General features: G+C 58.0%; 25 protein-coding genes and 1 pseudogene. 12 read left to right on the top strand and 14 right to left on the bottom strand.

Features of this window, described 5'->3' with window-relative positions; genetic code table 11:
- Window positions 1-132: 132 nt before the first annotated feature.
- Window positions 133-831, top strand: coding sequence for a ribulose-phosphate 3-epimerase (gene rpe / locus HSS18214_RS0106000; protein WP_016914397.1), 699 nt, complete (start codon window positions 133-135; stop codon window positions 829-831).
- 13 nt (window positions 832-844) lie between these two features.
- On the opposite strand, the gene HSS18214_RS0105995 is transcribed toward rpe, so the two are convergent.
- Window positions 845-2,143: an NAD(P)/FAD-dependent oxidoreductase gene (locus tag HSS18214_RS0105995; protein WP_016914396.1), complete on the bottom strand. Its 1,299-nt coding sequence runs from the start codon at window positions 2,141-2,143 to the stop codon at window positions 845-847.
- 125 nt (window positions 2,144-2,268) lie between these two features.
- On the opposite strand from HSS18214_RS0105995, the pseudogene HSS18214_RS17895 reads away from it, so the two are divergent.
- Together HSS18214_RS17895 and HSS18214_RS19725 are read left to right on the top strand one after the other, a co-directional pair.
- Window positions 2,269-2,741 (top strand): annotated as a pseudogene (locus HSS18214_RS17895) (HAD hydrolase-like protein); the annotation flags it as partial.
- A gap of 12 nt (window positions 2,742-2,753) precedes the next feature.
- A complete protein-coding gene (locus HSS18214_RS19725) occupies window positions 2,754-2,912 on the top strand; it encodes an HAD hydrolase-like protein (RefSeq protein WP_337459485.1) in 159 nt (52 codons plus the stop codon).
- 3 nt (window positions 2,913-2,915) lie between these two features.
- Here HSS18214_RS19725 and HSS18214_RS0105980 read toward each other — a convergent pair whose 3' ends face one another.
- Entirely contained in the window at window positions 2,916-3,833 is a 918-nt protein-coding gene (locus HSS18214_RS0105980) for a metal ABC transporter solute-binding protein, Zn/Mn family (protein ID WP_016914394.1), read from the bottom strand.
- A gap of 747 nt (window positions 3,834-4,580) precedes the next feature.
- On the opposite strand from HSS18214_RS0105980, the gene HSS18214_RS0105975 reads away from it, so the two are divergent.
- On the top strand, window positions 4,581-4,733 hold the full coding sequence (locus tag HSS18214_RS0105975) for a hypothetical protein (protein ID WP_156808482.1): 153 nt from the start codon (window positions 4,581-4,583) through the stop codon (window positions 4,731-4,733).
- 172 nt (window positions 4,734-4,905) lie between these two features.
- Here the strand turns inward: HSS18214_RS0105975 and HSS18214_RS0105970 are convergent, their stop codons facing one another.
- From HSS18214_RS0105970 to HSS18214_RS0105935, 8 genes are read right to left on the bottom strand one after another with little or no spacing between them, the layout of a single operon-like run.
- Window positions 4,906-5,526 (bottom strand): LysE family translocator, encoded by a 621-nt coding sequence (locus HSS18214_RS0105970; protein WP_016914392.1) that lies wholly within the window; start codon window positions 5,524-5,526, stop codon window positions 4,906-4,908.
- A gap of 29 nt (window positions 5,527-5,555) precedes the next feature.
- The gene (locus HSS18214_RS0105965; RefSeq protein WP_198517601.1) at window positions 5,556-6,473 is read right to left on the bottom strand and encodes an ornithine cyclodeaminase family protein; all 918 of its coding nucleotides are present in this window, start codon (window positions 6,471-6,473) and stop codon (window positions 5,556-5,558) included.
- A 39-nt stretch (window positions 6,474-6,512) separates the two neighbouring features.
- The gene (locus tag HSS18214_RS0105960; protein ID WP_016914390.1) at window positions 6,513-7,082 is read right to left on the bottom strand and encodes a carboxymuconolactone decarboxylase family protein; all 570 of its coding nucleotides are present in this window, start codon (window positions 7,080-7,082) and stop codon (window positions 6,513-6,515) included.
- Window positions 7,083-7,112: 30 nt separating this feature from the next.
- Window positions 7,113-7,751 carry a hypothetical protein gene (locus tag HSS18214_RS17890; RefSeq protein WP_016914389.1) on the bottom strand — a complete coding sequence of 213 codons (639 nt, stop codon included), beginning with the start codon at window positions 7,749-7,751 and terminating at the stop codon, window positions 7,113-7,115.
- Window positions 7,752-7,772: 21 nt separating this feature from the next.
- Window positions 7,773-8,738 (bottom strand): branched-chain amino acid transaminase, encoded by a 966-nt coding sequence (locus HSS18214_RS0105950; protein WP_050980294.1) that lies wholly within the window; start codon window positions 8,736-8,738, stop codon window positions 7,773-7,775.
- A gap of 2 nt (window positions 8,739-8,740) precedes the next feature.
- The gene (locus tag HSS18214_RS0105945; RefSeq protein WP_016914387.1) at window positions 8,741-10,141 is read right to left on the bottom strand and encodes a phenylacetate--CoA ligase family protein; all 1,401 of its coding nucleotides are present in this window, start codon (window positions 10,139-10,141) and stop codon (window positions 8,741-8,743) included.
- A gap of 13 nt (window positions 10,142-10,154) precedes the next feature.
- Entirely contained in the window at window positions 10,155-10,577 is a 423-nt protein-coding gene (locus HSS18214_RS0105940) for a DUF2000 domain-containing protein (protein ID WP_016914386.1), read from the bottom strand.
- A 21-nt stretch (window positions 10,578-10,598) separates the two neighbouring features.
- Window positions 10,599-10,964: a Dabb family protein gene (locus HSS18214_RS0105935; protein ID WP_016914385.1), complete on the bottom strand. Its 366-nt coding sequence runs from the start codon at window positions 10,962-10,964 to the stop codon at window positions 10,599-10,601.
- Between the two features lie 225 nt (window positions 10,965-11,189).
- On the opposite strand from HSS18214_RS0105935, the gene HSS18214_RS0105930 reads away from it, so the two are divergent.
- Window positions 11,190-11,675 carry an Lrp/AsnC family transcriptional regulator gene (locus tag HSS18214_RS0105930; protein ID WP_016914384.1) on the top strand — a complete coding sequence of 162 codons (486 nt, stop codon included), beginning with the start codon at window positions 11,190-11,192 and terminating at the stop codon, window positions 11,673-11,675.
- An 89-nt stretch (window positions 11,676-11,764) separates the two neighbouring features.
- Here HSS18214_RS0105930 and HSS18214_RS19645 read toward each other — a convergent pair whose 3' ends face one another.
- Window positions 11,765-11,887: a hypothetical protein gene (locus HSS18214_RS19645; protein ID WP_016914383.1), complete on the bottom strand. Its 123-nt coding sequence runs from the start codon at window positions 11,885-11,887 to the stop codon at window positions 11,765-11,767.
- A 1,016-nt stretch (window positions 11,888-12,903) separates the two neighbouring features.
- On the opposite strand from HSS18214_RS19645, the gene HSS18214_RS0105920 reads away from it, so the two are divergent.
- The 5 genes from HSS18214_RS0105920 to HSS18214_RS0105895 all read left to right on the top strand — a co-directional run bounded on the left by HSS18214_RS0105920 (window position 12,904) and on the right by HSS18214_RS0105895 (window position 16,635).
- A complete protein-coding gene (locus tag HSS18214_RS0105920; protein WP_040460858.1) occupies window positions 12,904-13,491 on the top strand; it encodes an anthranilate synthase component II in 588 nt (195 codons plus the stop codon).
- A 36-nt stretch (window positions 13,492-13,527) separates the two neighbouring features.
- Window positions 13,528-14,547 (top strand): anthranilate phosphoribosyltransferase, encoded by a 1,020-nt coding sequence (gene trpD, locus HSS18214_RS0105915; protein WP_026001760.1) that lies wholly within the window; start codon window positions 13,528-13,530, stop codon window positions 14,545-14,547.
- 8 nt (window positions 14,548-14,555) lie between these two features.
- On the top strand, window positions 14,556-15,359 hold the full coding sequence (gene trpC / locus HSS18214_RS0105910) for an indole-3-glycerol phosphate synthase TrpC (RefSeq protein ID WP_026001759.1): 804 nt from the start codon (window positions 14,556-14,558) through the stop codon (window positions 15,357-15,359).
- A 51-nt stretch (window positions 15,360-15,410) separates the two neighbouring features.
- Window positions 15,411-15,803, top strand: coding sequence for a hypothetical protein (locus HSS18214_RS0105905; RefSeq protein ID WP_016914379.1), 393 nt, complete (start codon window positions 15,411-15,413; stop codon window positions 15,801-15,803).
- Between the two features lie 121 nt (window positions 15,804-15,924).
- Window positions 15,925-16,635 (top strand): response regulator transcription factor, encoded by a 711-nt coding sequence (locus HSS18214_RS0105895; RefSeq protein ID WP_016914377.1) that lies wholly within the window; start codon window positions 15,925-15,927, stop codon window positions 16,633-16,635.
- A gap of 77 nt (window positions 16,636-16,712) precedes the next feature.
- Here the strand turns inward: HSS18214_RS0105895 and tnpA are convergent, their stop codons facing one another.
- Window positions 16,713-17,129, bottom strand: a complete 417-nt coding sequence (gene tnpA, locus HSS18214_RS0105890; protein WP_016914376.1) for an IS200/IS605 family transposase — start codon at window positions 17,127-17,129, stop codon at window positions 16,713-16,715.
- Window positions 17,130-17,150: 21 nt separating this feature from the next.
- Between tnpA and HSS18214_RS19475 the strand changes: the two genes are divergently transcribed.
- Complete coding sequence (locus HSS18214_RS19475; RefSeq protein WP_016914375.1) at window positions 17,151-18,212, top strand: RNA-guided endonuclease InsQ/TnpB family protein; 1,062 nt, start codon at window positions 17,151-17,153, stop codon at window positions 18,210-18,212.
- Between the two features lie 111 nt (window positions 18,213-18,323).
- Here the strand turns inward: HSS18214_RS19475 and ydiJ are convergent, their stop codons facing one another.
- Window positions 18,324-21,419, bottom strand: coding sequence for a D-2-hydroxyglutarate dehydrogenase YdiJ (ydiJ, locus tag HSS18214_RS0105880; protein WP_016914374.1), 3,096 nt, complete (start codon window positions 21,417-21,419; stop codon window positions 18,324-18,326).
- A 314-nt stretch (window positions 21,420-21,733) separates the two neighbouring features.
- Between ydiJ and serS the strand changes: the two genes are divergently transcribed.
- Complete coding sequence (serS, locus tag HSS18214_RS0105875) at window positions 21,734-23,011, top strand: serine--tRNA ligase (RefSeq protein ID WP_016914373.1); 1,278 nt, start codon at window positions 21,734-21,736, stop codon at window positions 23,009-23,011.
- Here the strand turns inward: serS and HSS18214_RS17885 are convergent.
- The coding region (locus HSS18214_RS17885; RefSeq protein ID WP_016914372.1) for an SIMPL domain-containing protein at window positions 22,953-23,335 on the bottom strand (383 nt) is incomplete at its 5' end. The genes serS and HSS18214_RS17885 overlap by 59 nt on opposite strands.

Raw genomic sequence — 23,335 nt, 5'->3', positions numbered from 1 at the left:
TGAATATATGAGGAAGGTTAGGCAATGATGCATTTCTTTCATGCCGCTCAAGGGCATCATCCTTGCATGGGGCTGGGCGCAGCGCTCTGGTAAGATAGCGCGATACCGTTAATCCGCGCTAAGGACCCCATGATGAGCACTGCCCAGGATTTCTTGATTGCCCCTTCCATTTTGTCGGCCAACTTCGCCCGTTTGGGGGAAGAGGTAGACAACGTTCTGGCCGCCGGTGCAGACGTGGTGCACTTCGATGTCATGGACAACCACTACGTGCCCAACCTGACCATTGGCCCAATGGTCTGCAAGGCACTGCGCCAGCACGGCGTGACCGCGCCCATCGATGTGCACCTGATGGTCAAGCCGGTGGATCGCATGATCAGTGATTTCATCGACGCGGGCGCGAGCTACATCACCTTTCACCCCGAAGCCTCCGAGCATATCGATCGCTCTTTGCAGCTGATCCGCGATGGCGGCTGCAAGGCCGGGCTGGTTTTCAACCCGGCAACGCCGCTTAGCTATCTCGATTACGTGATGGACAAAGTGGATATGGTGCTGCTGATGAGCGTCAACCCGGGCTTTGGTGGGCAATCGTTCATCCCGACGACCCTCGACAAGCTGCGCGAGGCGCGGGCAAGGATCGATGCTTCGGGCTTGCCGATCCGCCTGGAGATCGATGGGGGCGTCAAGGTGGATAACATCGCCGAGATTGCCGCTGCCGGTGCCGATACGTTCGTGGCTGGCTCGGCCATTTTCAATGCGCACCAGGCCAGCGACCCCCACGGATACGATAGCGTCATTCAGCAGATGCGAGCTGCGCTGGCCAGCGTCCGCTGATCGAGGCAGGCGCTCAATGTAGCTTCATGCGTGGCTTGAGGTAGCGGTTCAGTTTGTCTACCAGCCAGGCAAGACCCGTTTTTGGCGCGCCATGTATCGACAGCTGATGCATACGATACAGGGAAGCATACGCTTGGCGCGCCAGCCAGCCCTCCAGAAACAGCCCGCGAGAAGCGGAGCTGCGCATCAGGTTGCCCACCGCATCGTAGCGCGCCAGCGATACCAGTGAGCCGTGGTCACGGTAGTGAAACGCGGCCAGAGGCTTCTGTTCCAGGCAGTTAATCAGGTTCTTCGCCAGTACCTTGGCCTGTTGATGGGCGGCCTGAGCGCGGGGTGGCACGGTAGCATCCTCGCCTTGTGGGCAGCTGGCGCAGTCGCCCAGGGCAAAAATGGCGGGGTCATCGACGCTTTGCAGGGTTTGCTGCACGGCGACCTGATGGCGCTTGTTGGTGGTGAGCCCCAGCTCGCTGAGGAATTCGGGCGCCTTAATGCCCGCGGCCCAGACGTTCAGGTCGGTATCGATGACTTCGCCATCATTGGTGACCAGATGATACTCCTTCGCTTCCTGAATGGCCGTGTTGACGTGCACGGTGACGCCGAGGCTTTCCAGCTCCTGCTGCACGGTGCCGCTGATGCGTTCGGACAAGCCTGGCAGCAGGCGCGGCGCGGCCTCGATCAAGTGTACGCTGATGGACTGGTGGTCCACCGCCGTCACCCCGTAGGCGTTCAACAGACGTGAGGCATCCAGCAGCTCCGCTGACAGCTCTACCCCTGTGGCGCCACCACCGACGATGCCGATGGTGAGCTGGGTATGTTGGCGCAGCGATGGGTCGGTGTAACGCAGGAAGGTGTTGATCATGTCCCGCTGGAACGCCTTGGCCTGCTGGGGCGAATCGATGAAGTGGCAATGCTCGGCCACGCCCTGAGTGCCAAAGTCGTTGGAAACGCTGCCCAGTGCCAGTACCAGGTAGTCATAGGTGATCTGCCGAGCGGGCAGCACTTCTTCGCCCTCTTCATCGACAATGGCCGCCAGGTGAATCACCTTCTGTTCACGATCCAGCCCGCTCAATGAGCCCCGCTGGTAGCGGTAGTGATGGGCGGTGGAGTGGCCACGATAGTCCACTTCGTCCATGCTGGAGTTCAACACGCCGGTAGCCAGCTCATGGAGCAGCGGTTTCCAGACATGGGTCGCGTTACGGTCCAGCAGCACGATCTCGGCGCGTTTTTTCTTGCCCAGCGTGTGCCCCAGCTTGGTGGCGAGGGCCAAGCCTCCGGCGCCGCCGCCCACAATCACAATTCGGGGAGTGGCCATTACTCTCTCCTTGGCTAATATAGCCTCAGCATAGAAGCTTCCACGCGGTATGGGTAATCGCAGGCCGATAAGGTGATAAAATTAATCGTGATTATGTCGTCCAGTGCCATGACCAGGGAGCCCGTGTGCATACCATTCTGCAGCAGAAGCAACTGATCGCCTTCGACCTCGATGGCACCTTGATCGATTCCGTGCCTGATCTGGCCGTGGCCGTACAGCAATCCATGCGGGAGATGGCGCTGCCGCTGCCGGATGAGCAGCAGGTGCGCCACTGGGTAGGCAACGGTGCACAGGTGTTGGTAGAGCGCGCACTCAGTTGGGCGACTTCGTCAGCGCCGGAGCCGGGGCTTGTCGAGGCTGCGCTGGCGGCGTTCATGCGCCATTATGCGGCGGCGCCCAACGCACGCACCGTGCTGTACCCGCACGTGGCGCAAGCGCTGCAGCAGCTGCATGACGCAGGCTTCACGCTGGCACTCATTACCAACAAGCCCGAACGCTTCATTGCGCCCATTCTGGAGCATTTCGAACTGCTGGCGCTATTTGCCCACTGCGTGGGTGGCGATTCGTACATATCGCACGTTTGTTGGACGTTGCGCCGAGTGCCTGCGTGATGGTCGGAGACTCACGCCACGATATCGAGGCGGGCAAGGCAGCGGGTTTTGCCACGGTGGCGCTGCCTTACGGCTACAATCACGGCGACCCTATCGAACAGAGCCAGCCGGAGGTGCTGATCGAGTCCTTGGCTGAGCTGATCGACTCTGACGCTTAGGCATCAGTGATCGGCGCGGGCGCCCCCCAGCGCCTCGTGAAGCAGCTCGGCGTTATGCAGCAGCAAGGCAGGGTAATTGTAGGCAGGGCCATCGGCCTCGCTGAGCGTATCGGTGTATAGCGGGCCTGCCAGAGCCAGGCCTGACTCTCTCGCCAGGGCGTCCATGTGAATGTCGGGCACCGTGCTTTCATAAAAGAGCGCAGGCGGACGCTGCTCGGTGAGGTGCTTGCTCATGGTCTCCATGGCCGATGCGCTGCCCTGGGTTTCGCTATTGAGGCCCCAGATGGCGCTGTACTCGAACTCGTAGGCGCGGGCAAAGTAGCCCATCGAGGCTTCGCTGGTGATGAGGGTGCGGTTGGTCTGCGGGATGCCCTGCAGACGCTCTCGCACCTGCTGGTCCAGCGCCAGCAGGGCTTCCCTGGCTTCAGCGGCGCGTTGCTGGAAGGCGTCGGCCTTGTGCGGGTAGTGCTCACTCAGCGTTTCGGCAATCACATCAAGGTAGGCGGCAGCGCCCTTGGGGTCCATCCACATATGCGGGTCGGGGTTGCCCTTGTACTGGCCCATGGGAATGGTCAGCGGTGACATGGCCGCGTTTTCCGCCAGGGCGGTCAAGGTTAGCGTGTCATCTGCCATGGCCTTCACATGGCGCAGCCAAGGCTCCAGCTCATAGCCGTTGTAGAACACGATATCGGCCTCTTCCAGTGCCAGCACGTTGGGAGGCGTCAACTCCCAGCGGTGAACATCCTCGCCGGGCGGCACGATGGTCACGATGCGCACGTCGCTACCTGCCACGCGTTTCACCAGGTCCTCGATGATCGAGAACGATGCAATCACGTTGATGGTGGCGGTCGCGAAGGCGGGAGGGGCTGCAAGCAGTGCCAAGAGTAACAGCGTGATCGTCCCTGGGAATCGCCTATCCATGTCACGCTCCTAACCCGTAAAAAAACAGCAGATCATAAAGAGTGTTGGGCAGTGTTGCCAGTGTCGGCCACTTCCTATGCAGGGTAGTCGATGAACGATGCCCCGCCTATTCGTCGAATGATTACCTCACTCTGATTTAACCTCTTTGCTGTATAAAAAACGATAACGCGAATTTGGCGCTCTGCTCCTGGCCTTTGCGAACGTGTTGTTGACAGGTCCCAGGCGTTTCAAACACCTCTGACACTGCATAGTGACCAGTGCTTCTTTATCCCTACGCTTGACGCCAATGGCCATTGTGTTCAAGTCCGAAACTGAAGAACGCCCTCTTGTGTAAAAACGAACCAAGGCGTTACTGCATTAGTCGCTGATTGCCTCTGCAAGGAGGCCTTGGGTTGGGTTATCACCCTGAGCAGAATAGCTTTATGAGTGTCACGGAGTAAGTGGAACAATGGCGCAGTCGGAACCGTCAGTGCCTGTGCTGGTGATCTCTCGCTGCCGCCGGAGTCTGCTGAACCCATCTGGCAGCGCATATTGCTCTCCCGTCGGCAGTTCGCGTTGCTGTGCTTTGCGACACTGGAACGCGACACCGCGCTGGTGTAGCAACTCCTCCCCTCTGAACGCTGCCAGGTTAAGCGCCTGTCCCGGATGCTCAGCAGCACCGCTGCTACCTTGCGCAGGGGGGCAGGAAATTTGCTTATAGTCCGGTGTATATTGCGCGACTCGTCGGTATCAATCATGGCGGCCTGCGTGGCGTCAGCCATCCAATACGACGGCAGCATGGTATCGGCGTTGATTGAGGTCTATGTGGCGACCACGGTCATTACCCTTGGCAGTGACCCGCCACGAAACGGCGAGGCGTGCTCCATCGCACCCGTGGCGCGCAGCCTGTATGGTTTGTAAAGAGATCAAGTGTTGCAGTGTTCAGAATGATTAGAAATAAGCACCTGCGTGCCGAGATCAATCAGGTTGGTGGCGAGCGTGCATCCGCAATGACTGGCACCTATGTTCGAAACAGGTATGTGCTTGGAGTCTTTTCGCAAAGCGATGCATCGCAAGCACGATGTATACCATCTTAACGACGCAGCATAGAAGCTGCCGCCGCCACCATGATCGTTGCCGCCCCGCGGAACAGATGTTGCTGCGCGCGCGGGCTGGACAGCAGGTGCCGCATACGCACAGCCGTCACAATGAACAGCGCGCCAACGCTCAGTAATACCAGAACGGTTAGCGGCACCAACATCATTACCCAAGTTTGTAACGAGACCGCCTCTAAGTTGATGACCAATGGAAGGATCGCCAGGTAAAAAGCGATGGTCTTCGGGTTGCCCAGCGTTATGGTCAGTCCAGACAATGCCGCCGACAACAGTTCCCGTTTCTTCGCTGACTTGCCCTCTTCTATCGTTTGATGATTGGTGAACCAGAACTGCCAGGCCAGGTAGCACAGATACAATGCCGCCCCCCAGCGAACCACCTCGAACAGTGCGTTGAAGTGTTCCACGACCATCGCCAGCCCAAAGACCGCGAAAGACAAATAGATCAGGTCACCAACTATCAAGCCGAGCAGCAGGCAAAAACCCGGCAAGGTACCGCCACTGACGCTACGGGCGACGAGAGCGGCCAAGCCAGGGCCGGGGATGGCAGCGGCAATCCCTAGTGCCATCGAATAGGAAAATATTTGCGTTACATCGAGCATGTCTCGGTCCTGATGAAGTGGTTATTTTGTCAACAGCGTGTAGAGCGCCACCGTCTGATGGCCTCGCGGGAAAAAACCAAGTCCTGCACCGCCAGTCCAACCGACTTGAAGATGCTCAAGCGCTGTTCATGCAGTGGTGTGAGACCGGCATGCAGGTTACCGATTTCTGTGCCGACCTTTTGCGAGGGCAACAGGCCTTTCTGGACAGCCTTGATCACGCACTCGGCTGAGGCAAGTACCGAACGATTGCAGTCCGTGAACAAGGCGCTGTGTTCATACACATCTTCGTGCAACTCTTGAAAACCGAGAGCAGAAGAGCCAATGGCGTTGATATGGCAGCGTGCGGGCACTGCGGCCCGGCTCAGAATAGGCGAGCGCGCGGCTGTGGTGGTACATATGATGTCGCTGCCATGCACTGCCTCGGTTACTGTTGGGTGGGTTGAGATCGGGAAGTTGCAGAAGCGCTGGCTCCAGGCGGCAAACTCTTGCCGGGCTGTTTCGGTGCGCCCCCATATGGAAAGCTGTTTGACCGGTCTGACGGCCTGCATTGCCATGAGATGGGCGCGGGCCTGTAGGCCTGTACCCAGAATGGCCAGGCGGCTTGCATTGGGCGCGGCAAGTAGGTCTGTTGCGTATGCCGAAGCTGCAGCCGTGCGGATTTCGGTGATCGCCCCTGCATCGACCGCAACGACTGGGGATGTCCCGGCCTCGTCATAGATCAAGACGCTCCCCGTATGAGACGGACCAAGCTTCTTGGCCCCAAGCCTGACCACCACCGATTTCAAGCCAAAGCCTTTGTAGGGGCCGGACTTGATATAGGCTGGCATAACACCCATCAGATCGTTGTCGTTTCCACGGATGATTGTGCGTAGCGGCTGCTGTACCTGATTTGAGGAGTGCAGCCTGAATGCTTCCTCGCTGAGAATCAGGCCTAGTTGAAAGTCCAAGAGTTTCCTGACTGAGTGGCCATCCACGTGAAGCATAGTTCAAGCCTCGTCCGTCTGTTTGATCCCTAGAAATGCCTCCCACTTGAAGCGATGATCGACCTCCGTGATGGCGATGCTGTTCAGGATGGTCGACATGTGTTTCTGCGAAACGCCCAGAATCACGTCCAACATGTTTTGTTTGCTGAAACCGGCATGCAGGACAGCCTCAATTTCCTGTCTTTTCAAGCGGCCGCCGCAATGAATAACTTCCTGTGTGAAGTTGTACAAGGCCCGCAGCCGGTCATCAAGGTTATCTGGATCGTGCGCAGCAGCTTCGACCACACGGGCATCAACGCCTTTGGACAAAGCGATGAAGGCATGTGCCTGAACCGTGTAGGTGCAGTTATTTTCGACACCGCAGGTTATCCATACAACGGCCTTTTCTGCTTCGTCCAACGAGCTGTCGATGAACAGGTCGTGTGCTTGCTGGTAGGCTGCCAATAGTGCTGGTGATTCGGCCATATATGCACTCTGGTTGGGAATCCAGCCAAAGCTGTCGATTGAGTTTTGGAGTAACGCTTTGCTTTTCTCCGGTGCCGAATCGATTGTGTGTCGCTTCAAAATAGACATCATGACCTCGTTTGTGCATTGGTAGTTCAATTAAAGGGCAAGCTCCACGCTCAGCCTGAACGGGTCGGTTTCAGCGAGACGTGCACTCCAGTGCGTGTGAGTAAAGACAGACCAGAGCATTCGGATCGGACGGGTGTTGGAGATGAAATGCAAATCATGGATTTTGGCCGCCACCTCAGTGGTCAGAGCAACATCCACTTCGCTTCTGGCCGCCGCCGCAGCGGCGGCACTGGTGGAAAGTGTGAGAATCACGGAATCTATCTCAAGCCCCCGAGGTAGTAATTCTTCTATCAGGAGCCGCGGTGCCGGGTGGGTTGCGATGGTTGGCTTGCTGGTCGTCAGTGGCCCCTTGCTCGCTAGTCCGTACAAAGGGGTGTCGAAAACAAAGGTAGCGACTAGATTCAAGCGTGGCTCCATATAGAAGTTATGTATCTCTGGATAGGCGTTAGCCACGATCAGCACTGCTGGTGTTTCCTTCTCCATGGAGGAGCAGGCATTCTCATAGGAATCGTTAAGTTTGATCCGAACGCATGATTCGGGGTGTCGTTGCTCAAGCCATTTTGCAAAGAATCCGGCGGCGGCTTCACTGCTGGTTCCGCTGGGGCCTAGGGTGTGAATGATGACGTCGTGCCAGTCCCCAATACCTAGGTTCAGTAAGCTGTTGTCCATAGCCACAAGTCTCCAATGGAATCAGTTAAATATAGGGGTCAGCCAATGAGCGTATTTGGCATTCAGGCCTCTCACGCTCTCCAAGTAGAGTCTTCTGATTGCGGTACTAACTTTTCCGACGCCACTTTCTTGCAGCTTGTAGTGGTCGATTTGAGTTACTGGCACGATCTCGACGCCGGTGCCAGACAGAAAGCATTCTTCGACTGAGAACAACTCTGAAAAAGGAACATCCCTCTCGATAACCTCCATCCCCAGTTCATCTCTGGCCAGCTTGATGACGGTATCGCGTGTAATGCCCTCAAGAATGTGGGCACTCAAAGGCGGAGTAATGAGGTGGCCACCTTTGACGATGAAGACGTTGGAAGAGGTCGATTCGGCCAAGTTGCCATGCACATTCAGCATCAAAGCGTCATCGCACCCAATGCGCTGCGCCGATTCCATAGCTAGCGCCGAATTGGCGTAGCTGCCAGTGATTTTGGCCCGCGCGGGGAGTGACGAGTCGGGAATACGCCGCCAACTTGAAACGGCGCAATGGATGCCGTTTGCTGGCATGTAGGCTCCCATGTCAAGGGTGTTGATTGCCAGACCTGTGCTGACCCCAGCGAGCTTGACGCCGAAGCTGAATCCAGGAAGCAACGTTTTCTTGTAGGCCAAAGGTCTAATGTAGCTATCGGTTGATGCTTGGTTGCGTTGCAGCAGATCGAGAATGATTGCTCTCATCTCCGGGCGTGGCGGCAGGCCTTCCAACTGCAAAAATTTGGCCGAGTGCTCTAGTCGCTTAAGGTGGTCGTCCAGCCGGAAGACATTCAGTTGACCATTGCCGGAAGCATAGGCACGGATGCCTTCGAAAACGGCAGTGCCATAATTGAAGGCTTGGGTCGTTGTTGGGACTAGGGCTTCTGCAGCTGGCACTATCTCTCCATCTAGATATACCCAAGGGTGAGGTTTGCGCGGCACAGTCGAGACGGTGCCAAGCGAATCCGCCATGGTCAGGCCCTCCACGTTGCAATTTTCAATGCGGTTTCGCGCTCCTGGTTATCACTGCCTTGACGCTTGTCATGGAGTCTGGCGGCTTTCCAGCTAACCATTGCCGCAGTACCCGTCACGGCATCAGTCGAACCGACCGCGATGCGAACGCGAGTATTAAGCTTTTCCGCCATGGAGCTGGCAATGAACTGCAGGTTGTTCAGGGTAGCGCTGCTGCTCTCTAATTCCAGCGTGACGCTCAGTTGGTCGGCGCCTGCAACGGCCTCCACTAGGATATGGTAATCTAAGCAGCCTTTGAGATTCTCGAGCAGTGTGGCTTCGATGTCGTAGGCGCAGTGGGTGCTGCCATTGATTATCAAGGTGTCTCTGACCCGGCCGATAGGAATGATGTGCCACTGGCCCGTATTCAGCACTTGGGCTCTGACCATATCGCCAGTGCGATAGCGGATCAGTGGCTTCTGCCCTGGATAGAGGTGGGTGATGACCAGTTCGCCTGTCATTCTGTCGTCCTCGGGTTCCAAGACTTGCCCCGTCAGCGGATCTATCACTTCATAAACAATATTTAAGGGAACCGTGCAGAGGTTTCCTTGAATGTTGCTCACTGCAAGGATTGATGACTCCTGTGACGCATACATGCAGTTGTAGATGGTACTACCCCAAACCTCACCGATATTTCGCAGCAGGGCAGGCGTAGTGAGCTCGCCTAGGGTAAAAATCAGCTTCACGCCCAAGTGGGAAGGTTGGCAATCTCTTTGGAGCAGATGTTTGGCTAGGCTGATGGCAATGGCTGGTGTGCAGACTAGCGCGGTGATCTTCAGTTCCCTGATCAGCGTCACGGCCCGGTCCAGCCCTACAGTGGGTGAGCGCGGCCACATTTTCACGACAGTGTGGCCCAAGCTGCGACACACATCCTCGAAAGTATCTCCAGTCGAATGCAGTTCCGTAGGCCCCATTACACCGATAATATGCTGAGAACCGTGGGCGCGGAAAATCTCGCCATAACGGAGTATCAGCGGGCTGTTGTTGAAGATGGAGTCCTGCTCGTTGCGAGGACATGGGGTGGCTGCGCCAGTGGTGCCCGTAGTCTCATAGTAGATCCAGGCTTCAGTCAGCGGCGCAGCAGCCATCTCATGCCCGGCTGTGCGCAAATCACTCTTCGTAGTGAATGGCAATTTACGAAATGCATCCCAGTTCAGATCATCTATGTCTGAATCAGACATGGCGGACAGTGCAGTACGATAAAAAGGCGCATATTCCCTGACATAGCGAAGCGTGCTTTTAAGCCGCTCAAGTTGGATGCTGTTTAACTCGTCAGCGGAGACTTTGCCATTCTCAAATAGCTCGTGTTGATGATAAACAGTATGAGCCAGCTTCAGAAGATCAGGCTTGAATAAGGCGTACATTGAGGCCCCCTTGTTACTTGAATAGCGGAAGACTGCCAGTTAGCTTGGTGATCTTTTTTTTGGAGCCGACCAGTCCAATGGCGACCAGTTCAATGGAAGAGCTATCGGCTGCTGACATGCGCTCTTCGTACTCTTGATAGGTTCTACAGGATTGCGCCAGGGCACTGAACGGGATGTTGTGAATCTCATCCTCCTCCAGTGTTTTTACAAGTATTTCGCGCAGCTTTTCTTTGCTGGAGAGCAGTATTGGCAAGGGGGTGTAGATGACGCCGGGGTAATTCACGTTATCCTGACTTCGCATGTCTGGCCCTACCAGGTTTTCTACCGAGCGTCCCATGCTGACACCTATGACGCTAACAGCATTAGCCGCATGCCCTAGCCCCAGCTCCTTGTCGACTACGATGACGCACTTGTGGGTGGCTGCATCAAAATTCATTGGCTTCTCCTTTTTTAAAAATCAGCTCTGCACGAGTTTCCCGCTGACGCCAACCAGAGCGTTCAATAACCCAAAGAACCTTGTTGTGTCGCTGCCGAGCTCAATATCAACCACTTTCCAGTTGGCAATTTTCTTCCACTTTTGGACGCCCTGTTGATGATTGGGGTGGATTAAATATGCAGAAAGGTCTTCCTGGTTTTCAAATAGTCCCATTACAACGAAGTCCATGGCTTGTTCGCGTGGACTTATATTCCGGGCGCAAAGCCAACCACGTATTTCGCTAATATGTTTTGGATGTTCGCGAGTCGCTGCCTCTGCCTCGATGACCTCTTTGTCACACCACTGTAAAGAGCTATTAAGCTTAAAAGCCACTAGGTGGAAAATCATTTCTCATCCTCATGTCTCGCCTAGTAAACGCGATTATCTAATTTTCCGATCAACTTGGTATTTAAAATAAAGTGCTTAGCACTCAGTGCAGCATGGCAGTTATTTAGTCTTATGCAACTGGATTAAAATGTTAATTGATAGGGTCGGAAAAGTGCTTTCTATTCTTGTTGCAAGTCATATCAGGAATGGTAGGATTTACCAGAAATTCGCTGATGAGTGAAAAATATGACCGATCAAGCGTTAAGTCTGACAGATGTCAAAATTCTGACCGCGCTGCAGCAAGATGGCAGGATCACCAACCAAATGCTGGCCGATCAGATCGGCATGTCTGCATCTCCGTGCTGGCGTCGAGTGAAGCATTTGGAAGATCAAAACTACATTCAGGGCTACCGTGCAGTCTTGGATCGCCGAAAGATCGGGCTTGGGGTCATGGTTTTCATACGGATCAAAATCGACCGCCACAGTGAATCTGAGGCTAGGAAGTTCGAGCAGGAAGTCATGCAACTTGAGGATGTCGTTGCGTGCTACAGCATCGGTGGTGACGCCGATTTCCTGCTGCAGGTGGTGGCTTCTGACCTGGATTCATTCGCTGATTTTGCGATGTCCAGTGTTCGGCAGCTGCCTGGCATCAAGGAAATGCAGAGCATGTTCGTGCTCAAGGAAATTAAGCCTTTCGTCTCATTCCCGGTCAAACGTCTGCGAGCTGTTTGAAGAGGCCTGTGTCGCGCCTAGCCAAGAGTGGCTTGCAATCGCTCTCCATCAGGGGTGGCGCCGAGCAGCCGCATTCGGCTAGCTGATTCTCAGGCGGTTAAAGTCGGCGCTTCGAACTCGACGCTGAACAGATCACTGGTCTGGGCGCTCAGTGGATTGCTTTCGACGGGTAGCACGATGCCGCGAAACACCGCATTGACCTCGACTTTCACCTAGTTGGTCTGTGCTCAACGATCAGCGTCCTACGCCTTGGTTCCTTAATCAAGACCCATTTGGTGTCTGGTGTTTTATGGATGGTCTAATTGGCCTTGCATTGGCGCTGCATCCATACCGTTTCGATTGGTTTTGTCCGGGAGGTTAAGCCGGTTAGGCCTTCTCAGCTTTCTGATAGAGCAACATGACAACGGATCTTCTTGAGTTGACTATCTCAAGGTTAGATTTGCAGTGGGCGAGGGAGTACTTCGGTCCTATATATACTTTGTTGACCTCAAGGCTACTCAGACCGAGCGTAAAGGTGAAACCGAGCCCTTCATTATGTTCGTAAAGCACGGACATGCACAGGTGGGGGCAGGCGTGCTAATCAGCTGGTTATGTCATTGGGAGCACTCCGCTTGCCGCTCGGTGAGGGCCTGTGGGTACCGCAGAAGGGACATAGCCTGAGGAGAGTGCGATAATACGGATTGGCGGTTCTGTGGGCAAGTAGTGGACGAGGGGCCGAGGGGCTGTGTTATCATGAAAGCCTGAGGGTGCTTTGGGAGCCTTGGTGCCTGCACAGCTCTTATAATCAATTGAATGAATTTCGATCTGCCATGGCCCGTACCGCATCGGTCAATGTTGCTCAGCAGTGGTGGCGCTTCCAATAGGAAGCGGCGTATCGTTGCGGCCTCGCCCCGTACCTTGCCGTCGTACCGCTAGGCAAGGCTCTGTAGATAGCTTTCTGTCACGGCGGCTCCAGGACCCAAGGAGATTGCCGGATGACCTTGACCTCCCTCACTATTGCGCATCGTGCTGTTGCCGGTGCCCGCTAGAGTTTACTTGTCGCCCCTTTGCCACTTCAGCCCCTTGCTATGTACGTTGCAAGAGTATGGCGTGATGTGTTCTGTTTCAACCTGCCCTCAGGGGTGTCCGATGGCCCACGTTCCACTGAACTCCACGTTCGATGTGTATAATGGCGTGTATAACAGGCAGGCTTTCATGGCAAAATTCATCAGAAAATTAAAGGGTTGTCATGAATAAAGTCTTAATGGTCGATAATTACGATAGCTTCACCTTCAACATCGTCCAGTACCTGGGGGAGCTGAATGCCGAGGTGATGACCTACCGCAACGATGAGATCACCTTGGCGCAGATGGAAGCGCTGGCACCTACCCATCTGGTGATTTCGCCGGGGCCATGTACCCCGAATGAGGCGGGCGTCTCGCTGGCTGCCATCGAACACTTCGCGGGCCGACTGCCCATTTTGGGGGTTTGTCTGGGTCATCAGGCCATCGGGCAGGTATACGGTGGTAAGGTGGTGCGCGCTCCTCAGGTGATGCATGGCAAGACGTCTGCGGTGGTACATGGTGGAGCCGGGGTGTTTGACGGTCTGGAAAATCCGCTGGAAGTCACGCGCTACCACTCGCTGGTGGTCGACCAGCACCGCTTGCCCGACTGCCTGGAAGTCACCGCCTGGACCGCAGAGAGTGACGTGACGCCGGGGCTCATCATGGGGTTTCGTCACCGCACCCTGGATGTCGAGGGCGTGCAGTTTCATCCGGAGTCGATACTCACGCGCCAGGGCCATGCGTTATTGGCCAATTTCTTGCGACGCGGCTGATCGCCAAATTCATACGCTTTAGGGGCTTATCTGCTCATGCAAATGCGAGACGCAATTAACGCGGTGATGCGCCGCGAAGACCTCTCTTTCGATGCCATGCACGCGTTGATGCGCCAGATCATGACCGGCGAGGCCTCCGATGCACAAATTGGCGGCCTGTTGGTAGGGCTGGCCATGAAGGGTGAGAGCGCCGAGGAGATCAGCGCCGCCGCCCAGGTGATGCGCGACCTGATGAAGCGCGTCACGCTGCATGCCGATAACGTGGTGGATATCGTCGGTACCGGTGGTGACGGCGCCAATCTGTTCAATGTCTCCACGGCGGCCAGTTTTGTGGCAGCGGCGGCCGGTGCCCATGTGGCCAAACACGGTAATCGCAGCGTTTCCTCGTCATCTGGCAGTGCGGACCTGTTCGATATCGCGGGCATCTACCTTGATTTGAAGCCGGAACAAGTGGCGCGCTGTATCGAGCAGGTGGGGGTCGGCTTCATGTTTGCCCCCAACCACCATCCGGCCATGCGCTATGCGATTGGGCCGCGTCGTGAAATGGGCGTGCGCACGCTGTTCAATATTCTTGGCCCGTTGACCAACCCGGCCGGTGCGCCCAATCAGGTGCTGGGCGTGTATTCCGCCGAACTGGTGCCGCTGATGGCCGAAGTGCTACGCAAACTGGGCAGTCGCCACGTGATGGTCGTCCACTCCGATGATGGCCTGGACGAAATTTCCCTGGCAGCCCCCACCCAGGTGGCCGAGCTGAAAGAGGGTGAGATCACCCGCTACACCATTGCCCCCGAAGCGCTGGGCATCGAGCGCCAGAGCCTGGCGGCGCTGAAAGCCACCAGTGCCGAAGATAGCCTGCGGTTAGTAAAGGCATCCCTGAGTGGCGAAGGCGCCGCGGCAGATATCGTGGCCCTGAACGCCGGTGCCGCGCTCTACTGTGCCGGCATAGCCGACAGCTTGAAAGAGGGCGTGATGGTGGCCCAGGATGCGCAGGCCTCCAAATTGCCCCTCGAAAAGCTCAGAGAGCTTTCGCACTTCACCAGTGTTTTCAAAGGATGATCAACGCCATGACAGAGCAGGCTACTCCCACCATTCTCACGCGCATTCTGGCTCGCAAGGACCAGGAGGTCGCCGAACGCCAACAGGCGGTTTCCGAACAGGACCTGTTGGCACTGGCGGGTCAGCAGAGCGCGCCGCGCGGTTTCATCGAGGCGTTGAATCAGCGCATCCAGGCGGGTGACCCTGCGGTGATTGCCGAAGTGAAGAAGGCGTCCCCCTCCAAGGGGGTCATGCGCGAGAAGTTCCATCCTGCCGACATAGCCCGCAGCTATGCCCAGGGCGGCGCCGCTTGTCTGTCGGTGCTCACGGATGCCGACTTTTTTCAGGGCCACGAAGATTATCTGATCGCCGCGCGGGATGCCTGCGAACTGCCGGTCATTCGCAAGGACTTCATTACCCACGGCTATCAGGTGACGGAAGCGCGAGCCATTGGCGCAGACTGTATCCTGCTGATCGTGGCGGCGCTGGACGATGCGAAGCTTCGGGACCTGCATCAGCAGGCCAACGCCATGGGCATGGACGTGCTGGTCGAAGTGCACGATGCCGATGAACTCGAGCGTGCTCTGGCGCTGAATCTCAAGCTGGTCGGCATCAATAACCGCAACCTGCATACCTTCGATACCCGCCTGGATACCACACTGGACCTGCTGACGCGCATTCCGCACAGCGTCACCGTGATCACCGAATCGGGGATTCATACCCGTGACGATGTGGAGCGCATGCGTGATCACGACGTCAACGGTTTTCTGGTAGGGGAAGCCTTCATGCGTGAAGAGGACCCGGGCCTTGCATTGAAGCGTCTGTTTTTCTGATCCTGGGGGTCGAAAAAGCGCTGCGGAAAGCGGTTTTCAGGAGAGCTGCCGATGTTTCAGCGTCGCCTGCTGGTGGCACTGTTGGTGTTGATCATGCTGACCCTCGCTCAGGGCGGCGTGGCCGTGTGGGCCATCGACGGCGCTCGGCAGAAGGTAGAGCTGGGCAGGCTTTCCAGTGACCTTCACGCGGGTTTTCTGGCGTTTTCCGACAGCAAGAACCAGCTGCGTACCTGGCTGGCCAACGCTCAACAGGGCGGCCAGCCAGCCGACGTGCAAGAGCGCGATTTCATTCTTCACGAGATGCACACCCATCTTGAACGTTTGCATGTCAACAGCGACCGCCTGGCGGCCAGGATGCAGCCCTCCAGTGAGCTGACGGCTGCGCTGGTCGAGGAGCGCCAGGCGGCGCTGGCGACCTTTGATAAACTGTTGCCATGCTGCTGACGCGTTTACATGGAGGTACGCTCAGCCTGAGGGCCGCCCCTGAAGGCGGCTGTGAGGCGCTGCTGCAGCTGCCGGTGCACGCCCAGGCGGGCCCCGCGCTGAGCGTCATGAGGTAATCAGGATGCACATAGTCGTCATCGAAGATGACCCCAGGATTCGCGATTTCTTGAGCAGAGGCCTGACGGCCGAAGGCTACCAGGTGGAGGCTTTCAGTGAAGGGCAGGTGGCGCTGCTGCACCTCGTGCAGTGTGCACGGGAGCCCGATCGGCAGCCGGTGGTGATTCTGGATCGGCTGCTGCCGGACATCACCGGCACCGATATCTGTCGCAGCTTGCGCACGGCGGGGGTGGCGTTCCCCATTCTGATGCTGACCGCGCTGGACAGCATTGAGGATCGTGTCTCGGGCCTGGAGTCCGGGGCCGACGACTATCTGGTCAAGCCGTTTGCCTTCGAGGAGCTGCTGGCGCGCATTGCCGCCCTGCAGCGCCGTTCCTGGGGCCACCCGGCCAGCCAGGAAGTGAACGAGCTGCGGGTGGGCGACCTGTGCCTGAATCGTGAGCAGCGTAGCGTGACCCGGGGCGGCCAGCGGATCGAGCTGACACCCAAGGAGCTGGCGATCCTCGAACTGCTGATGAGTACGCCCGGCAAGCTGTACAGCCGAGAGCGCATCCTGGCCAGTGTCTGGGGTGCCCACGAAGACCCGCTGACCAATATCGTCAATGTCTATATCCGGCGGCTGCGTAGTAAACTGGACGTACATGGTGCCGGGGAGTCATTGATCACGACCCAGCGCGGTTTTGGCTACCGTCTGGACCCCGCGCCCTCCCCGTGACGGGGCGGTTATCGAACATCGCGAAAAACCTCGTACTTCTAGTGCGAGGATGGATAGCGAGGGGCGCGAGAGCGCCCCTAGTCCGGCCTCGATTGTTGCTCAATATACTGCTTGACCATGCTCAGGGGGGCGCCTCCGACACTTCCCGCAAAGTAGCTTGGACTCCATAGCGCATTTTTCAGGTACGCAGGCTTCACCAGTTCGGGGTGCAGCCGCTTCAATCTCCTGCTTGATACGCCTTTCAAGCTGTTCACCAGTTTGGATAACGCCACTTTTGGCGGGTAGTTAACCAACAGGTGAACGTGATCTGTCTCACCATTGAACTCAACTAGCTCGCTTTCAAAATCCGCGCAGACCCGTCGAAATAGCGTTTCAAGGGAGTCGAGGTGCTCAGTGTTGAAGATTCTGCCCCGGTATTTGGTCACAAAGACCAAGTGAGCATGAATCATAAAAACACAGTGTCTACCGGTGCGTAAGTCTTGTTTGGTCTCCATAGGCCAACTATACTACAGCCTATGAAGCAGACCAAGACCCTCAAGGTTCGAGTGAAGGACAAACACGCCGCCGAGCTTAACCGCATGGCCCGCAGCGTGAATTTTGTTTGGAACTACCTCAACGAACTGTCTTCCCGAGCCATTCGGGAGAAAGGTCTGTTTCTGTCTGCCTACGACATGCACCCCTATACCAAGGGTGCTGGCAAGGACCTCGGCCTGCACAGCCAAACGCTGCAATGCATCGCTGCTGAATACGTTGCCCGCCGCAAGCAGTTCAAAAAGCCCCGCTTGAATTGGCGCAAGTCCGGCGGTGTACGCCGCTCACTTGGCTGGATTCCGGTCAATACCGGCGCGGCCAAGTGGAAGAACGGGCAGGTATTTCACAACGGCACCTACTTCAAGGTGTGGGATAGCTACGGCCTGTCGACATACAAGTTCCGTGCCGGCAGTTTCAACGAAGATAGCCGGGGCCGGTGGTATTTCAATGTTGCGGTCGAGGTGGACGTGCAGCCGACGCTTGGGCAGGGCGCCGTTGGCATCGACCTTGGGCTCAAGGATGTGGCCACCTGTAGCGATGGAGGAAGGCTGGAAAACAGCCGCTTCTACCGCCGCATGGAAGACCAGTTGGCGACAGCCCAACGTGCCCGCAACAAGCGGCGGGTAAAAGCTATTCACGCCAAGATCAAGAACCGTCGCCAGGACGCGCAGCACAAGTTTTCCCGGAAACTCGTCAACCAGTACGGCGAAATCGTCGTGGGCGATGTTTCCTCAACCAGGCTCGCGAAGACCAGGATGGCCAAAAGCGTCTACGACGCTGGCTGGTCACAACTGAAAACGATGCTGGAATATAAATGCGCTCACGCAGGCATCGTCTTCAAGGTCGTTCGCGAAACCAACACCACCCGCGCCTGTTCGTCGTGCGGCTCGCTTAGCGGGCCGCAGGGCGTCAACGGGTTGCGAGTAAGGGTCTGGGAGTGCGTGGAGTGTGGTGTACTCCACGACCGGGACGTGAATGCGGCCCGGAATATCCTCAGCCTCGGGGCAGGACGTTGCCCTCAAGAAGTTGGAATCCCCGTCCTTTAGGGCGGGGAGGACGTCAACAGCAGGAAGAGAGCTAACGGATTAGCGGCAACCGCCGGAAAACCAAAGGGCCTGCTGGAGACAGCAGGCCCTTCGCGTTGCGGTTCGAGGCGGTTATTGGCTACGCAGGCAGTGGAGCAGCGCCTGAAGCGGATGAGCCAGCGTTTGCGCTGAGTAACGCTTCACCTGGCTACGGCACGAGTACCCGGTGGCCAGCAGCTTGCCTGCGTTCTCTTCGGCCTCTACCTGAGGCTGCCAAGACTGGGCGTAGATGGTTTTGGAGGTGGCGACGTTACGGCTTTCATGGCCGTAAGTACCCGACATGCCGCAGCAGCCCGTGGTGGCCAGCTCCAGCTGCAAGCCAAAGGCAGCAAACACCTGCTGCCACGCTTTGGGGCTGCCCGGCGCGTTGGTTTTTTCGGTGCAATGGGAAAGCAGCTTGTAGCCCGGGTCATTCAGCTTCACCGGGCTGGGATTGAGCGTGTTGACACGGGTAGCAAGCCACTCCTGCAGCATCAGCACCGTGGGCACCTGTTCGCTGCCCAGCGCTTTGACGTACTCCTGGCGATAGGTCAGCGTCATGGCTGGGTCGATGCCTACCATGGGCACGTCGAACTCGCTCAGCGCCCGCAGGCGCCTGGCCTGCTTGGCCGCGGTGCGCTCGAAGGCACCTAAAAAGCCTTGTACGTGGAGCGGCTTACCGTTGGTGGAAAACGGCATCACGAACACGCGCAGGTTCAGCCGCGACAGCAGCTCTACGACATCCATCACCAGCCTGGCTTCGAAGTGAGTCGTGAACGCGTCCTGCACGATGATCACGCTCTGCGCGCGCTGCTGTTCGGTGAGCAGGGCCAGTGACGTAGGCGTGGCTTCTGCCACCCCCCAGGCACGCAGCTGCTTTTTCACGCTGGCGCGGGAGAGCGTGGGGGAGTCGCTGATGCCGAGCCCTTTGTGCATCAGTTGGGTGACCCAGCGCTGCCCCAGGGCGGCGTTATACAGAGGGGCGATCCTGGTCAGCGCGGGCAGCATGAACTCGGTGCCCCCGATCACGTAGTCGCGCAGCGGGCGCAAATAGCGGCCGTGGTAGACCTCCAGGAACTGCGCACGGAACTGAGGCACGTGGACCTTGATAGGGCACTGGCCCGCGCAGGATTTGCACGCCAGGCAGCCTGCCATGGCATCGTACACTTCGTGGGAGTAGTCGTGGTGCTGCTGACGGCTGAGGGTGTTCATCACTCGCTTGGGAAAGCTCTTGATAAAGCCCCAGCTGCGTTCGGCCTTCTTCTTGCGCGACTCTTCGACCACGTCGATGCCTGCCTGAGACTGCAAGCGCAGCCATTCCCGGATCAGGCTGGCACGGCCTTTGGGAGAGTGTCGGCGGTCGCGGGTGGCCTTCCACGACGGGCACATGGGGTCGTCCACATCGTAGTTGTAGCAGGCGCCGTTGCCGTTGCAGTAAACCGCTGCGTCGTAAGCCTGCCAGGCGCGTTCGTCGATGGTGCGGTCCAGCTGGCCGCGCATCGTTACGCCATCCACGCGCAGCAGCTCCGGGTCGCTCTGTCTGGCGATCAGCGGGGCATTTTCAGCGGGCGAGGCGATCTTGCCAGGGTTGAGCTGGTTATGCGGGTCGAAGGCCGCCTTGATCTGCTGCAGGCAAGGGTACAGCTCACCAAAGAAGGTGGGGCCATACTCCGAACGCACGCCCTTGCCATGTTCACCCCACAGCAGCCCGCCATATTTCTGGGTCAGGGCGACCACTTCATCGGAAATCTCCCGAATCAGCGCTTGCTGCTCGGGGTCTTTCATGTCCAGTGCCGGGCGCACGTGCAGCACCCCCGCATCCACATGGCCGAACATGCCGTAGGAGAGCTGGCGAGCATCCAGTGCCGCGCGGAACTCGGCGATGAACTCGGCCAGGTGTTCCGGCGGCACGGCGGTATCTTCCACGAAGGGTAGCGGGCGCTTTTCTCCCTGCACATTGCCCAGCAGGCCCACCGAGCGCTTGCGCATGGCGTAGACTTTCTGAATTTGTGGGCGGCCTTCCGCCAAGGTGTAGCCCAGCCGCTCGACGCGGGTGTCCTGGCCAAGGTGCCGGGTGAATGCCGCCACTCGCTCGGCCAGCGTATCGGCGTCGTCGTCGTTGAACTCGATCAGGTTGATGCCCTGTATGGGCGTGCTGCCCGCCGGGAAGAACTCGGCCACGCTGTCCCAGACGAAATCTTCCATGGCTAGCTGCAGCACCGTGTCGCCCACGGTCTCGATGGAGGTAGGGCGAGCGCTACTGGCCATCAGCGCCTTGGCATCGCGCAGCGCATCCATGAAGCTGGCATAGCGAACGTTCACCAGCGTCGCGTACTTCGGAATCGGCAGCACGTTCAGCACCGCCTCGTTCAGGAAGCCCAGCGAGCCTTCGGAGCCACACAGCAGGCTGTTCAGGTTGAGCTGGCCGTCCTCACGCAGATGGGCCAGGTCATAGCCGGTCAGGCAGCGGTTGAGCGGGGGGAACTTGGCGTCGATCAACGCCTTCTGCTGGTCGATGATGGTGGCAGCGGTACGGTGTACTTTCCCCAGTACGCCTTCCTCGGCCAGTGCTTGCTGCTCCTCTTCCTCGCTCAGCGGGCGGCTGTGCAGGTGCTGCCCACCGAGCAGGATGGTATCCAGCGCCAGTACGTGATGGCGGGTCTTGCCATATTCGCAGCTGCCCTGGCCGCTGGCATCGGTGGAAATCATGCCACCGATGGTGGCCCGATTGGAGGTCGACAGTTCGGGGGCGAAAAATAGCCCGTGGGGTTTCAGAGCGGCGTTCAACTGGTCCTTGACCACCCCGGCCTGCACCCGCACCCGCCGTGCTTCCACGTCGATCTCGAGGATCTGGTTCATGTGGCGGGAAACGTCCACCACGATGCCGTCGGTCAGCGATTGGCCATTGGTGCCGGTGCCGCCACCTCTGGGGGTCAGCACCACTTCCCGGTGGGGCAGCTCGGCAGCCAGCTTGGCCAAGCGCTCCAGGTCTTCGGCGTGCCTGGGGAAGACCGCTGCCTGGGGCAGGCGCTGATAAATCGAGTTGTCGGTGGCCAGCACGGTGCGGTTGGCGTAATCCGGGGCGATTTCGCCCTCGAAACCGCGGGCGCGCAGGGCGTCGAGGAAGCGGACGTAGTGGCCCTTCAAACGTTCAGCGGGGGCCGTGCGGGTATCCAGAGATGCAATCATGGTGAATCGAGCCGTCACTGCTGGGGGCGAATAGGGGAATAGCGTACTTTACCCCAGCTACTCCAGGCGTGCATCTTGCCTGGCCGTTGGCGCTGGCGAGACCGAGAGAGATTATGGTTGCTCAGTATGGTGAGGCTTTGCACTACCTTAGCTTTAAAATGCAGCGTTTTGCTATAGCCAAACGCCTACAATCTTCATGTCCGCTTTTCCCTCGTACAATGGCCATGGCTCCCGTCCGCGCTTTTGCCTACAATGGTCGCCTTTGTCGCGCCCTGGGCGGCGCGTGTCATTGAATTCTGGCCAAGGAATACCTCATGCTCGATCCGAAACTGCTGCGCGGTGATCTGGAGACGACGGCGCAACAACTGGCCCGGCGGGGCTTCGAACTCGATACAGCGGCACTGCAGGCGCTGGAGTCGCGCCGTCGTGAGTTGCAGACTCAGACCGAGCAGCTGCAAAACGAGCGCAACATGCGTTCCAAGGCGATTGGCAAGGCCAAGGCCAACGGCGAAGACATCCAGCCGCTGCTGGATGAAGTAAGTGACCTGGGCGACCGCCTGGACAAGGCCAAGAAAGAGTTGGCTGAGGTGCAGGAGGAGTGGGACGATGCCATCAGCGGTATTCCGAACCTGCCCCATGACAGCGTGCCGGAAGGCAAGAACGAAGACGACAACGTCGAGTTGCACCGCTGGGGCACGCCCCGTGAGTTCGACTTCGAGGTGTTGGACCACGTGGACCTGGGCAAGCGTTCGGGCTATCTGGATTTCGAACTGGCCGCCAAGCTGACCGGAGCGCGATTTGCCGTCATGCGTGGGCCGATCGCGCGTCTGCATCGTGCACTGGCCCAGTTCATGCTGGATACGCAAACCCAGCAACATGGTTATGAAGAGTGCTATGTGCCCTACATGGTGAATCGCGATTCGCTGATGGGAACGGGGCAACTGCCGAAATTTGGCGAAGACCTGTTCAAGCTCGACGATGAGCGAGAGTACCACCTGATTCCCACCTCCGAGGTGCCGCTGACCAACTTTGTGCGCGACGAGATCGTCGAGCTGTCGGCGCTACCCATGAAGCTGACCGCGCACACGCCCTGTTTTCGTAGCGAGGCCGGTTCTCATGGGCGCGACACCCGGGGCATGATTCGCCAGCATCAATTCGATAAGGTCGAAATGGTACAAATCGTCGAGCCCGACAAGAGCTATGCGGCGCTGGAGGAGATGCGCGAGCATGCCGAGGCGATCCTGCAGGCTCTGGAGCTGCCTTACCGGGTCGTGACGCTCTGCACAGGGGATATGGGCTTTGGGGCAGCGAAAACCTACGATCTGGAAGTGTGGCTGCCCAGCCAGAACACCTACCGGGAAATTTCGTCGGTCTCCAACTGCGAAGACTTCCAGGCGCGTCGCATGCAGGCCCGCTACCGTCACCCGGATTCGAAAAAGCCGCTGCTGCTGCATACCCTGAACGGTTCGGGGCTGGCGGTAGGGCGGTGCCTGCTGGCGGTATTGGAGAACCACCAGCAGGCGGATGGTTCGATTAGCGTGCCGGCGCCTCTTCAGCGCTATCTGGGCGGTCAGGAGCGTCTTGCCCTGTAATGGCCCACTCGACGTTCACGCCAGCATCGATGCGAATGGTGCCGGGGCGATAGTCGCTGGCTGAGCCGCTACCCACGGCGTCACTTTCGGCCCGCATGGCCATCATGCGTGGCTGGAAGATGGGCGCCTGGGTCTCTTCGATACGCTGGACATGGCCCAGCTCCACGCCAAGGGTGGTGGCCATCAGGTCTGCCTTGTGGCGGGCCTTCTCCAGCGCTTTGGTCAATGCTTCATCGGTGGCGGCGTCACGGTCGTGCAGGTCAAACTGCACGCCATCCAGCGCATTGACCCCCGCGCCGATCAACGCATCCAGCACATCTCCCC

It is taken from the genome of Vreelandella stevensii S18214 (genome assembly GCF_000275725.1).
GTDB lineage: Bacteria > Pseudomonadota > Gammaproteobacteria > Pseudomonadales > Halomonadaceae > Vreelandella > Vreelandella stevensii.
Note: the sequence above shows the minus strand (reverse complement) of the source record. Positions and strands in the feature narration are given on the sequence as shown.

Bases quoted from the DNA above. Each gene is read 5' to 3' on its own strand.
- rpe (WP_016914397.1), top strand. From the start codon at position 133: ATGAGCACTGCCCAGGATTTCTTGATTGCCCCTTCCATTTTGTCGGCC.
- HSS18214_RS0105995 (WP_016914396.1), bottom strand. From the start codon at position 2,143: ATGGCCACTCCCCGAATTGTGATTGTGGGCGGCGGCGCCGGAGGCTTG.
- HSS18214_RS19725 (WP_337459485.1), top strand. From the start codon at position 2,754: ATGGTCGGAGACTCACGCCACGATATCGAGGCGGGCAAGGCAGCGGGT.
- HSS18214_RS0105980 (WP_016914394.1), bottom strand. From the start codon at position 3,833: ATGGATAGGCGATTCCCAGGGACGATCACGCTGTTACTCTTGGCACTG.
- HSS18214_RS0105970 (WP_016914392.1), bottom strand. From the start codon at position 5,526: ATGCTCGATGTAACGCAAATATTTTCCTATTCGATGGCACTAGGGATT.
- HSS18214_RS0105960 (WP_016914390.1), bottom strand. From the start codon at position 7,082: ATGTCTATTTTGAAGCGACACACAATCGATTCGGCACCGGAGAAAAGC.
- HSS18214_RS17890 (WP_016914389.1), bottom strand. From the start codon at position 7,751: ATGGACAACAGCTTACTGAACCTAGGTATTGGGGACTGGCACGACGTC.
- HSS18214_RS0105950 (WP_050980294.1), bottom strand. From the start codon at position 8,738: ATGGCGGATTCGCTTGGCACCGTCTCGACTGTGCCGCGCAAACCTCAC.
- HSS18214_RS0105945 (WP_016914387.1), bottom strand. From the start codon at position 10,141: ATGTACGCCTTATTCAAGCCTGATCTTCTGAAGCTGGCTCATACTGTT.
- HSS18214_RS0105940 (WP_016914386.1), bottom strand. From the start codon at position 10,577: ATGAATTTTGATGCAGCCACCCACAAGTGCGTCATCGTAGTCGACAAG.
- HSS18214_RS0105935 (WP_016914385.1), bottom strand. From the start codon at position 10,964: ATGATTTTCCACCTAGTGGCTTTTAAGCTTAATAGCTCTTTACAGTGG.
- HSS18214_RS0105930 (WP_016914384.1), top strand. From the start codon at position 11,190: ATGACCGATCAAGCGTTAAGTCTGACAGATGTCAAAATTCTGACCGCG.
- HSS18214_RS0105920 (WP_040460858.1), top strand. From the start codon at position 12,904: ATGAATAAAGTCTTAATGGTCGATAATTACGATAGCTTCACCTTCAAC.
- trpD (WP_026001760.1), top strand. From the start codon at position 13,528: ATGCAAATGCGAGACGCAATTAACGCGGTGATGCGCCGCGAAGACCTC.
- trpC (WP_026001759.1), top strand. From the start codon at position 14,556: ATGACAGAGCAGGCTACTCCCACCATTCTCACGCGCATTCTGGCTCGC.
- HSS18214_RS0105905 (WP_016914379.1), top strand. From the start codon at position 15,411: ATGTTTCAGCGTCGCCTGCTGGTGGCACTGTTGGTGTTGATCATGCTG.
- HSS18214_RS0105895 (WP_016914377.1), top strand. From the start codon at position 15,925: ATGCACATAGTCGTCATCGAAGATGACCCCAGGATTCGCGATTTCTTG.
- tnpA (WP_016914376.1), bottom strand. From the start codon at position 17,129: ATGGAGACCAAACAAGACTTACGCACCGGTAGACACTGTGTTTTTATG.
- HSS18214_RS19475 (WP_016914375.1), top strand. From the start codon at position 17,151: ATGAAGCAGACCAAGACCCTCAAGGTTCGAGTGAAGGACAAACACGCC.
- ydiJ (WP_016914374.1), bottom strand. From the start codon at position 21,419: ATGATTGCATCTCTGGATACCCGCACGGCCCCCGCTGAACGTTTGAAG.
- serS (WP_016914373.1), top strand. From the start codon at position 21,734: ATGCTCGATCCGAAACTGCTGCGCGGTGATCTGGAGACGACGGCGCAA.